Source organism: Mesorhizobium sp. P3_B5 (assembly GCF_056402815.1).
The window spans coordinates 435,905-450,355 of record NZ_JBFUGR010000001.1; the positions used below are offsets into that span (position 1 = coordinate 435,905).

The window sequence follows — 14,451 nt, forward strand, 5'->3', positions numbered from 1 at the left end:
GCTAACTGCAGCATTTTCCACTTTGAGGCGAAATAATTCTCAACTATGGTCCGTCAGGCTAAAGGCATGGGGGGATTGCCGATGGTTTTGTCACGCAGGGGTGTCGTGCTCGGCGGCTTGGCGCTGGTCGCGGTCGGTGCAACCGGCAATATTGTTCAAGCCGCGACGGCAAAATCCTTTTTCGCCGGTACCGCCAGCGACAACAATTTTGTCTATCGCAAGACCAACTTCGCCAAGATCGACAAGAGATGGCATCGCCAGATCGTCAAGTATTTCAGCAGCGAGTCGGTCGGCACCGTCGTGGTCGATACCCGTCACCACTTCCTCTACCTCATCATGGAAAACAAGACCGCCATCCGCTACGGCGTCGGCGTAGGCAAAGAGGGCTTCAAATGGTACGGCCGCGCGACGATCGACCGCCGCGCGCTGTGGCCGCAATGGGTCCCGCCCCCCGAAATGCGTAAGCGCAGGCCGGAGCTGCCGCCCATGGTCGAAGGCGGCGCGCCCAACAATCCGCTCGGGCCGCGCGCGCTCTATCTGTACCGCGACGGCGCCGACATCGGCTACCGCCTGCATGGCACGCTGGAGCCATGGAGCATCGGCACCGATGCTTCCAGCGGCTGCATCCGCATGTTCCCGGAAGACATCATCGACCTCTACCAGCGGTGCCCGATCGGCACCGCGGTGGAGGTCCTGCCGCACATCGCCGACCAGGCGCCCGCTTCCACCACTGTCGAATGATTGGGCGCATCATGAACCGCATGATTGAAAATACGCGCCGGCTGCTCGCCGCCAGCCTGCTGGTGCTGACCGCATCCTGCTCGACCAGCAACACGCTGACCCCGCCCACACCCGACGTCACCAACGCCGAGATTGCCGGCTTCCAGAACGTGCAGCCGGGCAGCGAGGAGGATTTTATCCTCAATGTCGGCCGCCGCACCTATTTCACGAAAGGTTCGGCCGCGCTCGATTCTGTTGCCAAGACCACCCTCGACACCCAGATCGCATGGCTGTCAAAGTATCAGCGCTGGCTGCTCAAGCTGCAGGGTTTCGCCGACGATCCCGGCGCAAGCGAAACGGCGCTGGCGCAGCAGCGCGCCGATGCGGTGATGAACTACCTCGCCGCCGGCGGCATAGACCGCAACCGCATGTGGGCCAAGGGCTACGGCAAGGACAGGCTCGTCCGCGACTGCCCCGACAACGCCTGCAGGTCGCAGAACCGCCGCGTTGTGTCCAATTTGCGCGATGAGAGGGACGAGTCGTAGGGGGCTGCTGTTTTGCTTGCCACCAAATCAGAGCCTCACGCGCGACGGCGGCATGGCCGCTTTGCGCCTTCATGTCGGCCGTAGAGATTGGCTTAGCCGCTGCCTGAAAGCAGACGTGGCCAGCGGCAGGGCCGGACGTCTTGATTGCGCCAATTGCCGACATTGGCATTCAGCTTCCTCAGCGCCGCGAGGCGACCTCGTCGCGAACGGGGCGCATCGCTGTAGTCAAGGCATGGTCGCTGGCTTCAATGCCTGAGAACCTTGCTCAGGAAAGCGCGGCTGCGGTCGGTCTTGGGATTGGAGAAGAATTCCTCCGGCGTGCCGCTTTCGACGATGGCGCCGGCATCCATGAACACCACGCGCTGGGCGACCTTGCGGGCAAAACCCATCTCGTGCGTCACCACCATCATGGTCATGCCTTCCTCGGCCACCGCGACCATGACGTCGAGCACCTCCGAAATCATCTCGGGATCGAGCGCCGAGGTTGGCTCGTCGAACAGCATGATCTTGGGCCGCATGCCGAGGCAGCGCGCGATCGCCACGCGCTGCTGCTGGCCGCCGGAGAGCTGTGCCGGATAGGCATCGACCTTGTCGGCCAGGCCGACCTTGGCCAGCAATTCGCGCCCGGCCTGCTCGGCCTCGGCGCGCGCGATCTTGCGCACATGGATCGGCGCCAGCGTGACGTTTTCCAGCGCGGTCTTGTGCGGGTAGAGGTTGAACGACTGGAAGACGAAGCCGATCTCGGTGCGCAGCCGCGTCATGTTGGTGGCGGGGTCGCCGAGGCGCTGGCCGTCGACGACGAGATCGCCGTCGCGGATCGTCTCCAGGCCGTTGATGCAGCGGATCAGGGTGCTCTTGCCTGAGCCGCTTGGACCACAGACCACGACCACCTCGCGCGGCTCGACGCTGAGCGTGATGTCCTTCAGCACGTTGAGCGCGCCGAACCATTTGTTGACGCCGCGAAAGTCGATCATGCCCGCTTTGGTCATGTTTTCTGAGCCTTTGGGGTTCGCTGTCACAATTGCACCTCGCCATGAGCCGCACCCATGCGGCGCTCCAACCGGCGGGCCAGCATGATCAGCGGATAGCAGACGATGAAATAGCCGACGCCGACCAGGAAGAAGACCAGCAGGCCGTTCGGCACACGCTGCACCACCAGCCAGCCGACCCGGGTGAGGTCGGTCAGTCCGATGGCCGAGACGACCGAGGAATCCTTGATCAGCAGCACATATTGCCCGACCAGCGGCGGCAGCACGATGCGCATCGCTTGCGGCAGCACCACCTGGCGCATGCGCTGCCAGCGCGACAGGCCGGATGCAAGGGCTGCCTCGACCTGGCCGGTCGGCACCGAGCGGATGCCGGCGGCGACGATCTCGCAGATGAAGCAGGCGGCCAGATTGGTCAGCGCAATGATGCCGGCGGTGAAGGCGTCGAGCTCGATGCCGAATTCCGGCAGGATGAAGAAGATCAGGAAGATCTGCAACAGGAACGGCGTGCCGCGGATCAAATCGACCCAGGCGCCGATCGCGCTGCCGATCAGCCGGTTGCCGCCGGTGCGCAAGATGCCGAGGCCAAAGCCGAGCAGCGTGCCCAGCACCAGGCTGATGAGCGACAAGACAACAGTCATGCCTAGGCCACGCAAGGCGAGGGGGTAGCTGCCGGCGAGGCTTTGCAGTTGCTGCCAGATCATGTGCTGCTCCTTGCCGGCTGCAAGCCGAGCCAGCGGCTGGACAGCGCCGCCAATCCTTTCAGGCAGTAGTAGAGCACGAGATAAAAGGCGGCGATGGTGATGAAACCTTCCGCCGGCATGAAGCGGTCGGAAGCGAGCAGCTGGCCGGCGCGGGTCAGTTCGGAAACCGAGATCAGCGACAGCAGCGCCGAATCCTTGACCAGCACGATCGCCTGGCCGAGCAGCGGCGGGATCGTCACCTTGAACGCCTGCGGCAGGATGACGAAGCGCATGCGCTGGACATAGGTCATCCCCGAGGCGACGCCGGCCTCCACCTGGCCGCGCGGGATCGACAGGATGCCGGCGCGGATGATCTCGGCGACATAGGCGCCGCTGTTCAGCGACAAAGCCAGGATGCCGACGACGAGTTCGGGCAGCACGAAGCCGAGCCGGGGCAGGCCGAAATAGAGGAAATAGAGCTGCGCCAGCAACGGCGTGGCGCGCACGGCGTCGATATAGACCTTGGCCGGCACGCGAAACAGCTGGCTGCGCTGCAAATTCATGGCGGCGAGCACGATGCCGACAGCAAGCGCACCGGCAAAGGACAGCGCCGACAGCCAAACGGTCGTGACGAGGCCCTGCCCGAACAAGGGTAGATATTCGACGATGGTGCGGAAGCTGAAATTTTCGAACATGGCAGCGCGGCAGTGAGAGGGAAGGGCGAATAGCGAATAGTGAGTAGCGAGTAGGGAAGTAGGGAGCAGCGAAGCATGGCCGGAACGGCCATTCCCTATTCGCTACTCACTAATTCCTCAGTGGTCCTTCTTCCAGGCGTCGGAATTGACCCAGTAGTCGAGGTTCTTCTGCAGGCGACCGTCGATGCTGACCTGGTTGAGGAACAGGTTCATCCAGACCAGCAGGTCCGGCTCGTCATAGCGAGTGGCGAAGGCCAGCGGCTCCTTCGACAACAGGTCCGGCATGATGGTGAAGCTGCCGGCCGGGTAGGCGGTCGACTGGCCTTTCACGGCCGAGACGTCATTGACGCCGCAATCGGCCTGGCCGTTGTTGACGGCGTCGAGCAGCAGCGGACCGCCGCCCTTGTAGCTCTTGATGTCGGCGTCGGGGAAGGCGGTCTTGGCCTCCTTCTCGCCGGTGGCGCCGAGCAGCACGGCGATCTTGGTGCCCTTGGCCTTGCAGTCCTCGGTGGTCTTGAACTTGCTGTCGGCCTTGGTGAAGACGGTGCTGCCCGTGTACATGTAAGGCGTGGTGAAGGCGACCTTCATGCCGCGCGCCAGCGTCGGTGTCATGTCGGCGACCAGCAGATCGGCCTTGCCCGAAAGCAGTGCCGGGATCAGCCCGTCCCAGTCGAAATCGAGGAAGGTGATCTTGACGCCCATTTCCTTGGCCATCAGCTCGGCAAGTTCAACCGAACTGCCGGTGCGTTCGCCGGCGGCTCCAACCAGCGAGAAGGGTGGTCCCTGCGTCTGCACCGCGACGCGCAATTCGCCGCGCTTGGTGATGTCGTCGAGTGTCCCGGCACTGGCAGCAGCGGTAAGGCTCGCAAGCGCAAGTCCGGCGATGAAAAGCTTGGCAATCTTCATTGGGCATTCCTCCCTGTTGTCGTTGTTATTTTGCCCGCGGGTTTCCTTGGGCTCTTTTTTGAGCGGCAGCGCCGTTGCCAGCGGCGACCACCGTTCGAAAATCCTCAGTCCCAGGCCACCGTCTCGGCAACTTTGATGCCGCGCCTGGCCAGTTCGTCGAAGAAGCTGATATCGGGCACATGCAGCAGCGGGTTGAGCAGGCCGGGCGTCGTGATCTCGCGTCGCGCTAGCATCTGCGCCACGATGCTGGCGGGATAGCCGACGCCGAGGCTCATGCCGAACAGGCCCGACACAAGGTCGCGCTCGATGATCAGCTCTGACGTCACCGTCTTGCGGCGGCCGCCTTCGAGGCCGGAAAAGACATTGCGCATCACGCAAAGGTCCTTCTCATCGGCGCCATACTGCAATTGCGGACCTAGCAGCCGGCCGAGAAATTCACGCGGGCTCACGGTGGTGCCGGAAACCTTGTCTTCGGAGAGAAAACCGAGTTCCTTCAGCGGCGCCCAGAATGCCGACCAGCCTGGCCAGCGCAGCGTGTAGCGGCCGGAGCGCTGCAGCCCCTTGGCGGCGGTCAGCATCTCGACATAGTGCGGCGCATCGCCATTGGGGAAGGCTTCCAGGCGGCCGAGGCCCGCCACCTCGATCTCGTGGATGAAATGATTGTCGTGTTGCTGTCCGGCCGGCACCGCGACGCGCTTGCCGTCCTCGATCATCACGCTGTCGCGGTTCTGGCTGACCAGAACCATGTCGAAATTCCAGCTCACTTTGTAGCAAAGCGGCTTGGCCAACGCCTTCGGCTCGGGGATGCCGCCGCAATAGGAATCGATCGAGGTGATCGCGTCGAACTGCCTCGCGGCGCGCGCGTAGAGCACAAGGTCGATGCCGGGATCGAGCCCGCATTCGGTCATGATCGAAACGCTTGCCGCTTCCGCCGCAGGCGCCAGGTCGGCGATGGCCTTGCCGTAGTTGGTGGTGACCAGCGGCGTGCGCGTCGCGATCGCCGCTTGCACCGCCTCGCGCATCAGCGGCTGCGGCAGCAGGTCGATGACCGCGTCGACATCCGCGAGCACAGCGGCGAGCGCCGGGCCGATGGCGCCCTCGGGCACGACGAAACGCACACGGGATAGATCGGTCAGGCCGCCGAGCCGGGCAGGGCCATCGGCTGATGTATCGACACAGATGATCTCCTCGACATTGGCGCTGGCGACGAGATCGGCGATGGCGGCCCGGCCTTGCAGGCCGAGGCCGCCGAGAACCGCGATCTTCATGCGGGCTCCCTGCGCGCCGGGACGTCTTCGGACCAGCAGCCTTCCGGCAGGCTGACCCATTTGTTGCACGACGCCATGACGACGAACGTCTCGCTGCGCATGACTTCGCCGGGCTCGCCGGCACCCGGGATCAGCTCGCTGGTGACACGGTAGAGGTCGGCGACATCGCCGGCCACCGTGACGTCGACGATGATGTCGAAGCGCCCGGTGACCACCGAAGCCGAGTTGACGAAGGGCAGTTCCGCGATGCGCTGCGCCAGTTCGCGAGCCCGGCCGCGCCCTTGTGCATTGATGCCGACAATGGCCGAGATCAGCTCCGGGCGCTCGGTCAGGTTCAGCAGTCCGACGATTTTCAGCAGATTGCGGTCGAGCAGATTGCGCAGCCTCGTGCGCACCGTCGGCACCGAGATCGCCATCGTCTCGGCGATGCGGTTAACGCCAAGCTGCGCGTCCTGCGACAGCAGTTTGACCAGTCGCCTGTCAGTCTGATCGAGATGTTCCCGCAAAGGCACAGACTTTCATAAAAGAGAAAAATTGATGGGAATTTCTTTCTGATATGAAAATACCTTATGAGGAATTTTTAACAACAGCAAGAGCGTCGGCGCATATTGCTGACGGTGCCGGCCCCTGACCGCACGGGATTAGTGCCTCGTTGCGGATCGGTCGGGCCGCGGACGCGGTCGCCTTGAATGGGCGCCGGGACTTGAATCATTGCGGCAGCAGAGGCGGCTATCTTGTTGATCGGACTCTTTTCGCGCCCGTGTTCAGGGATCGTCGCCCAAGCGAGTGTCTGGGCAGTGGGATAGCCTTGGCATGGCTGACCTCGGCGTGCGCCGCCGCTACCGCCCAGCCCGATAGATCGTCACCGCCGCAGCCGTCAGCGCGGCATTGCCGGCTGCAATCGTTCCGTCCGGCAGTTCCTTGCCATCTTCCAGCCCGACGCGCGTCGACCAGTTGCGTTCCGCTGCCCGCTTCACGAAGGGCCAGACCGTGGCGTTTTCGCCATGCAGCAGGATGGCGCGGCGGATACCGGCGCGCTCCAGCACCTTTTCGATGCCGTCCGAAACAGCGAATGCCTCTTCCAGCGTCTGCTCGGAAATCTCGATCAGGATGCGCAGGACCCGCCCGCCGTGGTCGAGGCTGACCAGTCGCTCGGCGTCGGCGATCGACGCAAGCCCGGCCTCGATACCGATGCCGCGCTGGCGCAGGCTCTCCATCACCAGCGGCGCCGCAAGCTCGCTGAGATTGACCGAGGCATAGTCCGGCAACTCACGCCAGCCGGCGATGGCAACCAGCGTGCGTAGGTCGTCGTTCTCGATCCAGGCGCCGGTGGAAACGCCGATCAGCGTTCCCGGACAGGCGCGGCGCAGCGCCAGCACTGTCCGGTCCATCGCCGCCGGCGCCAAGCTTTCGCGCCCGTCAACCCCGCGCGCATGGACATGCAATTCGGCCGCCCCCGCGGCAACGCAAACCGAGCCATCGCGCGCCATGGCGTCCGCGTCGAGCGGCAGGTCAGGATGGAAATCGGCGCTCCGCGCGCCATTGATGCAGGTCTGGACGATCATGCGAAGGGCAGCCCCGTTGTGGTTGCCGCCAGTCTAGCGTGGGCCGATGAAAACCGGAATCGGCCCCAGCAACTCTCCTGACAGACGGACGCGGGCCAGCTTGAATCACTCCGGCAAGATGCGCCTCTATCGGCCTGTTTCGTCGCTATCTTCTCAGGTGCCTTGGATACCCGCCGGCAGAGCCGCGGGCTGGCGCCAACCTTAGTCTTCATCCGTCCAGATCAGGCGCAGCAACCGAAGCAATGTCGCCCGTTCCTTCTTCGACAACCGGTGCAGGAAGCGGTCCTCGTGCTGGCGCACCTGCCGCCGCCAGGCTGGCATCGCTTCCGTTGCGGCCCTGGTCAGGGTCAGCACCTGCACGCGCTTATCCTGCGCATGGTCGTCGCGTTCGACCAGGCCGCGTTCTTCGAGCTCGGCGAGGAGCGGCGCCATGTTGGCGCTCTTCATGCCGAGCAGGCGGCAAAGCTCGGCGGCGCGGATGCCGGGCTTTTCATCGATCAGCGCCAGCATGCCATAGGTCACCGGGCGCAGCGACGCATCGGCTAGCCCGACCGCGAAGTCGTTGAGCGCCAAGGCCGAGGCGCGCCGCAGATTATAGCCGATCTGCGCGTCGAGTGCCTCGTCAGGATCGGTGCGAAGGTCTGTCTCGTCCATGCTGAAACCGATCCCCTTGATCAAGGCTCTTGTCAAGAAAAAAATACTATGCGACATAGCGGATATGATCGCTATGCTGCATAGCAATTAGCCATGCAAGCGACTGAACGGGAGGACACGACCATGACCGAAGAGACCGTTGCCTTCGACGTCGAGAACGGCATCGCCTGGGTGCGCTTCAACCGTCCGGACAAGCGCAATTGCATGAACCCGCTGCTCAACCGGCGTATGATGGAGGTGCTCGACGAGCTCGAATATCGCGACGATGTCGGCGTGCTCGTGCTGTCGGGCGAGGGCAGCGCCTGGTCGGCGGGCATGGACCTCAAGGAATATTTTCGCGAGACCGAGGCAAAAGGTCTTGGCGCCGTGCGCAAGGCCCAGTCCGAAGCCTATGGCTGGTGGCGCCGCCTGCGCTGGTACCGCAAGCCGACCATCGCCATGGTCAATGGCTGGTGCTTTGGTGGTGGCTACGGCCCGCTGTTCGCCTGCGACCTCGCTTTCGCCGCCGACGAGGCGCAGTTCGCTCTGTCCGAGATCAACTGGGGTATCCTGCCCGGCGGCGGCGCCACCAAGGTAGTGGTCGACCTCTTGTCGATGCGCGACGCCATGTATCACGCGCTGACCGGCGAGCTCATCGACGGCAAGAAGGCCGCCGCCTGGAAGCTGGTCAATGAAAGCCTGCCGCTGGCGGACCTGAAGGCGCGCGTCACCGAGGTCGCCGGCATTTTGCTGAAAAAGAACCCGGTGGCGCTGAAAGCGACCAAGGACGCCATCCGCCGCGTCGCCGAGATGACCTACGACAATGCCGAGGACTATCTGGTGCGGGCGCAGGAAGCGGCCAACTCCTATGACAATGACGGCCGCAAGGAAGGCATCCGCCAGTTCATCGATGAGAAGAGCTACAAGCCAGGCTTGGCTGCCTACGACAAGGCCAGATGATTTGGGCAAGATGACCGACTGAGCCGAGAGTGAAGACGCAATCCGGGGAGGAGATGCGAATGCCGGCCTGGACTTCAGACCCCGTGGCGCTGCACGCCAGCGCGCAGCCGGAGCGTATCGCTTGCGTCGATCTCGCATCCGGGCGGCGCTGGACCTATGCCGGGCTCGACGAGGCCATCCAGCGCGCCATCGCCGTGCTCGAAGATTACGGCATCGAGCCCGGACAGCGGATCGCCACGCTTGCCCGCAACAGCGCCGATCTCTTGATCGCGCAGCAGGCCGCCATGCGCCTCGGCGCCATCTTCGTGCCGGTCAACTGGCGCCTGGCCGGGCCTGAGCAGCAGGCGATCCTGGCCGATTGTGATCCGGCGCTGCTGCTGCACGATGCGGCCCTTGAGGTGGCGCTGCCAAAAGGTTGCGCGCCGTTTGAGGTCGCGGCTTTCGCGGCAGCGGTCGAGGCACAAGCGCCGGCGCCACGCCGTCGCTTGCCGGCGGACGATGCGCCGTCGATCATCCTCTACACCTCAGGCACGTCGGGCCGGCCCAAGGGCGTCATCCTTACCGAGCGCAACGCGTTGGCCACCGCGGTCAATTTCAGCGTTTTGGGGCAGGTCGGTAATGGAAGCATTTTCCTCTGCGATCCGCCGATGTTCCATGTCATCGGCCTCATCACCTGCTTGCGACCGCCGCTGCTGCAGGGCGGCACGGTGCTGATTTCGCCCGGCTTCGACGCCGGCCTCACCAACCGCCGGCTGGCCGATCCTGCCCTCGGCATCACTCACTATTTCTGCGTGCCGCAGATGGCAAAGATGCTTCGCGCCAGCCCGGATTTCGCGCCGTCGCGCTGGGCCTCGCTCACCGCTATCTTCACCGGCGGCGCACCCAATCCGGCTGCCGACATCCTCTGGTGGCTGGAGCAAGGCATCCGCATGGCCGACGGTTTTGGCATGACCGAGGCCGGCACCGTGCTCTGCATGCCGGTCGACGCCGGCCAGATTGCCCGCAAGGCCGGTTCGTCCGGCCTGCCGGGACCATCGGTCTTGCTGCGCATCGTCGATGACGAAGGCCGCGACGTCGCGCCGGGGGAGGCGGGCGAGCTCTGGCTGTCCGGCCCCAATGTCACGCCCGGCTACTGGAACCGGCCGGAAGAGACGGCGCGCGCCTTCACCGCCGATGGCTGGTTGCGCAGCGGCGATATCGCCCGCCGGGACGCGGACGGCTTCGTCACCCTGGTCGACCGCCGCAAGGACATGTTCATTTCCGGCGGCGAGAATGTCTATCCGGTCGAGATCGAGATGGTGCTGCTCGACCACCCCGACATCGCCGAAGCAGCCGTCATCGGCATGGCCGACGAGCGTTGGGGCGAGGTCGGCCGTGCCTTCGTCGTGGCAAAACCCGGCCGTATCCTCGACCCGGCGGCGCTGGCCGGTCACTGCGCGGCGCGTATCGCCCGCTACAAGGTGCCTAAGGAGTTTTTGCTCACCGAAGCGCTGCCGCGCACGTCGTCGGGCAAGATCCAGAAACATATTTTGCGCGGGTGGTAGCGCCGGGACCGCGTTTGCTACGAAACCGACCATGTTACTCGATCAGCAGCAACCCCCGCTTCTTGTCGCCATCGCTGGTGTCCATGGCCGAGAACAGCCGTTCACGCTCGATCAGCCAAGGCTTGTAGCGCTCATTGACGTCGAGAACGAAAACCAGGTCCTCGGCTTCCAGATAGCCGCCGATCGGTGAAAAATGACCACCGCCGGCGCCGAATATCGTCTCTCGGGTAAAGTTGATGATGTAGCGGCGGCCGGGGTCGTTGGCATGCTTCATGTGCTCGCGAAACTCGTCGGCGGTCAGATTCCGCAGCACGGAGACTTTCCGTTTGGTGTTCGTCCGAGCGACGTCGGCAAGCTCATCCAGCGTCAGTCCGATGATGCAAAAGCCGGTCCAGCACTTTCCCGTTCCCTTGAGCACTTCGGCTTCGGTCGTCTCCTCTTCGCCGATCGAGCGGAACGTGTTTGCAACACTTGCCGGACCGCAGCGTGAGCCGTTCGATTGCCATGTGACGTCGGCACCGAAAGTGGCGGCCACGGGCAGCTTCCAGGCGCTGCCGATCAATTCGGGGGTACGGATAACCGACGACTGGATTGCGTCTGGCGAGACTGCGGACTGACCGACAATCAAAAACGCTACGCCACAGAGCAGGCCAACGCCGGCAATCAAGCTCAAACCGAGACTGCGCCTCATTGCTGCACCTCGAAGCAGACGGTTTGTTCGTCGGTCGATGTTGCGGTGTTGGCCCCAAGACTACCATATGTTGGCGTTGCTTGGCAGAGCGTCCTCGGGGCGGGCTGCCTTGCTCTACGCCAACAAGGCTTTCGGCTGTTCGAAAAGTGCGTAGACCTCGGATACTGGCATTGGACGTCCAAACAGCCATCCCTGGACATCGGTGCAGCCGTTCTCCTTGACCAGCCTGTACTGGTCCTCGGTCTCCACACCTTCCGCCGTTGTCGTCATGCCCAGCGTGGTGCCGAGTTCGGCAACCGCCTTGACGATAGCCCGGCTTTCGCTGCTCTCGCACATCAGGCTGACGAAACTGCGATCGATCTTGATGCGGTTGAACGGGAACGACCTGAGATAGCTGAGCGAAGAATAGCCGGTGCCGAAATCATCCATGGCGATGCTGATGCCGAGGTCGCGCAGGCTGTAGAGCGTCTGAATGGTGTTCTCATTGTGCGCCAGCAGCACCGACTCGGTGATCTCCAGCTCGAGCCGCGACGGCAGTAGATTTGAAGCGGCGAGTGCCGACGCAACCTGAAGCGGCAGCGCCTGCTGCTTGAACTGGGCCGGCGAGAGATTGACCGCGACCTTGACGGGCAGGGGCCATTTCGCCGCATCGCTGCAGGCCTGCCGCATGATCCACTCGCCCAGCGCGCCGATGACGCCCGTCTCCTCGGCGAGATGGATGAACTCCGACGGTGGCAGCAGGCCGAGGCGCGGATGGTTCCATCGCACCAGCGCCTCGAAGCCGGTGAGTTTCGAGGTCTTGGCGTCGCGCAGCGGTTGATAGTGCAGAACAAACTCTTCGTTGGGCACGCCGAGCGCCAGTTCGGCTTCGAGCTGGCGACGTTCCTGCAATCGCGCGTCCATTCCCGGCTCGAACGACCTGCAGGTGCCGCGTCCCTCCATCTTGGCCTTGTACAAGGCCAGGTCGGCATTGCGGATGAGGATTTCGGAACTTTGTCCGTCGTCGGGGAAAACGGCGATGCCGATGCTGCTGCCGATGTTGACCTTGTGGCCCTGGATAAAATATTCGGCCGCCAGGGCGTGAATGACCCGGCTTGCCAGCACGCCGGCCTGTTCGTCGCCATCGAGCAGCAGCTGGAGGATGACGAACTCGTCTCCGCCCACTCTTGCCACCATGGCGGTTTCGCCGGCCTGCTGCTTCAGGCGCTTGGCCACGGCGCCGAGAAGCTCGTCGCCGACCGGATGTCCCAACGTGTCGTTGACCGGCTTGAAACGGTCGAGGTCGACGCAATGGACCGCCAGCTTCTCGCCGTCCCTAAGGCTCCTCAGCGCCTCGTCCATCGTGTCGGCCAGCAGGCCGCGATTGGGCAGGCCGGTGAGAATGTCATGCGTGGCGAGGTGCTGGATCTCGGCGGTGCGTTCCTCCACCCGCCGCTCCAGGGTCTCGGCGGCATCGACCTGCATCGTCATCGTCCGCCCGATCGCATACCAGCAGGCCAGCGCCAGCAGGGTGACGATCGCGACCGCGGCATAGCCCGCCAGCTCGAACTCCCGCACTGATTGGGCGTCGATGTTGCTTTCGAATCTGCTGTTGGGAAAACCGACCCAGAGCCGCCATGCGCTTCTTGGATCGTTGATGGAAAGCGGGATGACCTCGGAATAGATCAGCTTTGGGTCGGGCGCCGTGAACGAGCGGGAATCTGCCGCCAGCGACGTCGACAGCCGATGCTGGTCGGATTCGAAGCCGTAGCCCGAATTGACGATGACATAGTCATTGCCAGGCAGCAATTTCCTCAGCGCCGAGGTGAGCATGATCGCCGAAACGGAGCCACGCAGGCTGCCATCTTGCCCGAACACCGGGACCGAGAGGATAAAGCCGGATCGGTCGGCGTCATTGCCGCTGTGGATGAAATCGGTGTTGTCGCAGGTGATCAGCTCCTTCGTGCCGATGATCGGCACGTTGAGCCCGTCGATGTTGCTCGAATTCGGATAGTTCGCCTTCAGCCAGGCAAGCTGTTTGGCCAACTCATGGTATTCATAGGTTTCAACCTCTTCGGCTGGACGGACCAGCGTATTCTCATCCAGCTTTCTGGGTTTTGCGTCGCCAGCGGCATCGGACCGCGCCCTCGCATTCACGATCAGCTGGTCGAACTGGAGGATCGGCTCCTCGAGCTTGCCCGTCACTGGATCGAAGCGATCGGGGTCGTAATCCAATGGCAGGAAGTAGACCTCGGAAATGGAAACATTGCTGGCGAGGTTGTTGTAGATCTGCTGGATCGTGGCGCGGCCCTCGTCGCCAAGGTTGGTGCCATGCCGGTCGAGGTTTCGAACGCTTGGCAAATAGGCCAGGGTCCGCACGTTCTCGTAGATGGCCCGCAACGCGTCTTCGACGGTCTTCGCGGTCGCCCTGGATGTTGCCTGGGAATTTTCGAGATAGCGCTCCTTGGCCAGAGCGAAGTTTCGCTTGGCATCGACATGCCACACCGCCAGCATCGCCGTGCCGGTAAGCAGGATCAGAACAAATCCGATCATTCGCCTGAAGGCGTTCATCCGCGGTTCCCACCGTCAATCGGCAAGCAATACCGCGGCGCGGTTTAGGAAGCGCTAATAACACTGCCTCTATTTGCCGGATCAGCCGATTGCGATACGGAGCAAGATCCGACATCAGCGCCTCCGGCGGGAGTCGTGATCGATCGGGCGCGCAACAGCTTGGCCATTTTTCCACAGCAAGCGGGAAAGAGGTCGATGATGTCCGAGGAGCACGGTACCATATGACCGCAACGCGGTGTGCGCCGCAGAGTTTGCCCGGCTGCCAAAAGGATATGAGATGAGTGAACTCAAGATCAGGACCCGGGTGACAGGCGCGCTGGCCGTCTTGCAACCGGGCGGTCTGCCTGTGGTCACCACGCCCACCGGCGGCAGTGTCGATGTCGTCACCGCGGTCAGCGCCCCTGGCTTCAACCCGCTTGACCTGCTTTATGCCTCGGTCGCCGCCTGCATGGTGCTGAGCGCCCGCATCGCCGCCAGCCGCCTGGGCGTCGCCGCCAATCTCGGCGAAGTTAGCGCCGAGGTCTCAGGCAAAAAGGCGGAAGGTGAAATCTCGCGGGTCGGCCGCTTTACGATCGTGCTCGACGTCCAGGGCGATCTCGACGAAGCGACGAAAAGGCAGATTGTCGAAGACGCCGAAACGATCTGCACGGTCAGCAATACGCTGCGCACGCCGCCGGAGCTTCACACCACGCTCGGTGGCTGAGA

General features: G+C 63.5%; 15 protein-coding genes. 5 read left to right on the top strand and 10 right to left on the bottom strand.

All coding sequences use genetic code 11. The features are described 5' to 3' along the window. The first annotated feature begins 81 nt into the window (after positions 1 to 81). Together AC1DVW_RS02150 and AC1DVW_RS02155 are read left to right on the top strand one after the other, a co-directional pair. Positions 82 to 741 (top strand): L,D-transpeptidase, encoded by a 660-nt coding sequence (locus AC1DVW_RS02150; protein ID WP_477248077.1) that lies wholly within the window; start codon positions 82 to 84, stop codon positions 739 to 741. 11 nt (positions 742 to 752) lie between these two features. Next, positions 753 to 1,265, top strand: a complete 513-nt coding sequence (locus tag AC1DVW_RS02155; RefSeq protein WP_477320884.1) for an OmpA family protein — start codon at positions 753 to 755, stop codon at positions 1,263 to 1,265. Between the two features lie 245 nt (positions 1,266 to 1,510). Here AC1DVW_RS02155 and AC1DVW_RS02160 read toward each other — a convergent pair whose 3' ends face one another. The 8 genes from AC1DVW_RS02160 to AC1DVW_RS02195 form a co-directional block, all read right to left on the bottom strand. Then, the gene (locus AC1DVW_RS02160) at positions 1,511 to 2,254 is read right to left on the bottom strand and encodes an amino acid ABC transporter ATP-binding protein (RefSeq protein ID WP_477320885.1); all 744 of its coding nucleotides are present in this window, start codon (positions 2,252 to 2,254) and stop codon (positions 1,511 to 1,513) included. 26 nt (positions 2,255 to 2,280) lie between these two features. Next, positions 2,281 to 2,955, bottom strand: a complete 675-nt coding sequence (locus AC1DVW_RS02165; protein ID WP_477320886.1) for an amino acid ABC transporter permease — start codon at positions 2,953 to 2,955, stop codon at positions 2,281 to 2,283. After that, entirely contained in the window at positions 2,952 to 3,629 is a 678-nt protein-coding gene (locus AC1DVW_RS02170; RefSeq protein WP_477320887.1) for an amino acid ABC transporter permease, read from the bottom strand. The genes AC1DVW_RS02165 and AC1DVW_RS02170 overlap by 4 nt, the downstream gene beginning before the upstream one ends. Positions 3,630 to 3,746: 117 nt before the next feature. After that, entirely contained in the window at positions 3,747 to 4,535 is a 789-nt protein-coding gene (locus tag AC1DVW_RS02175; protein WP_477320888.1) for an ABC transporter substrate-binding protein, read from the bottom strand. A gap of 104 nt (positions 4,536 to 4,639) precedes the next feature. Further along, entirely contained in the window at positions 4,640 to 5,803 is a 1,164-nt protein-coding gene (locus AC1DVW_RS02180; RefSeq protein ID WP_477320889.1) for a saccharopine dehydrogenase family protein, read from the bottom strand. Continuing rightward, on the bottom strand, positions 5,800 to 6,309 hold the full coding sequence (locus AC1DVW_RS02185) for an Lrp/AsnC family transcriptional regulator (protein WP_477321569.1): 510 nt from the start codon (positions 6,307 to 6,309) through the stop codon (positions 5,800 to 5,802). The genes AC1DVW_RS02180 and AC1DVW_RS02185 overlap by 4 nt, the downstream gene beginning before the upstream one ends. A gap of 333 nt (positions 6,310 to 6,642) precedes the next feature. Next, positions 6,643 to 7,368, bottom strand: coding sequence for a 3-keto-5-aminohexanoate cleavage protein (locus AC1DVW_RS02190; RefSeq protein ID WP_477320890.1), 726 nt, complete (start codon positions 7,366 to 7,368; stop codon positions 6,643 to 6,645). A 201-nt stretch (positions 7,369 to 7,569) separates the two neighbouring features. Further along, positions 7,570 to 8,022, bottom strand: a complete 453-nt coding sequence (locus AC1DVW_RS02195; RefSeq protein WP_477320891.1) for a MarR family winged helix-turn-helix transcriptional regulator — start codon at positions 8,020 to 8,022, stop codon at positions 7,570 to 7,572. Positions 8,023 to 8,145: 123 nt separating this feature from the next. On the opposite strand from AC1DVW_RS02195, the gene AC1DVW_RS02200 reads away from it, so the two are divergent. Both AC1DVW_RS02200 and AC1DVW_RS02205 read left to right on the top strand, forming a co-directional pair. Further along, entirely contained in the window at positions 8,146 to 8,961 is an 816-nt protein-coding gene (locus AC1DVW_RS02200; protein WP_477320892.1) for a p-hydroxycinnamoyl CoA hydratase/lyase, read from the top strand. A gap of 53 nt (positions 8,962 to 9,014) precedes the next feature. Continuing rightward, the gene (locus AC1DVW_RS02205) at positions 9,015 to 10,505 is read left to right on the top strand and encodes an AMP-binding protein (protein WP_477321571.1); all 1,491 of its coding nucleotides are present in this window, start codon (positions 9,015 to 9,017) and stop codon (positions 10,503 to 10,505) included. Positions 10,506 to 10,539: 34 nt separating this feature from the next. Here AC1DVW_RS02205 and AC1DVW_RS02210 read toward each other — a convergent pair whose 3' ends face one another. Both AC1DVW_RS02210 and AC1DVW_RS02215 read right to left on the bottom strand, forming a co-directional pair. Continuing rightward, positions 10,540 to 11,196 carry a phytochelatin synthase family protein gene (locus tag AC1DVW_RS02210; protein ID WP_477320893.1) on the bottom strand — a complete coding sequence of 219 codons (657 nt, stop codon included), beginning with the start codon at positions 11,194 to 11,196 and terminating at the stop codon, positions 10,540 to 10,542. 114 nt (positions 11,197 to 11,310) lie between these two features. Then, complete coding sequence (locus AC1DVW_RS02215; RefSeq protein WP_477320894.1) at positions 11,311 to 13,746, bottom strand: putative bifunctional diguanylate cyclase/phosphodiesterase; 2,436 nt, start codon at positions 13,744 to 13,746, stop codon at positions 11,311 to 11,313. Positions 13,747 to 14,023: 277 nt separating this feature from the next. Between AC1DVW_RS02215 and AC1DVW_RS02220 the strand changes: the two genes are divergently transcribed. Continuing rightward, the gene (locus tag AC1DVW_RS02220; protein ID WP_477320895.1) at positions 14,024 to 14,449 is read left to right on the top strand and encodes an OsmC family protein; all 426 of its coding nucleotides are present in this window, start codon (positions 14,024 to 14,026) and stop codon (positions 14,447 to 14,449) included. The last annotated feature ends 2 nt before the right edge of the window (positions 14,450 to 14,451 follow it).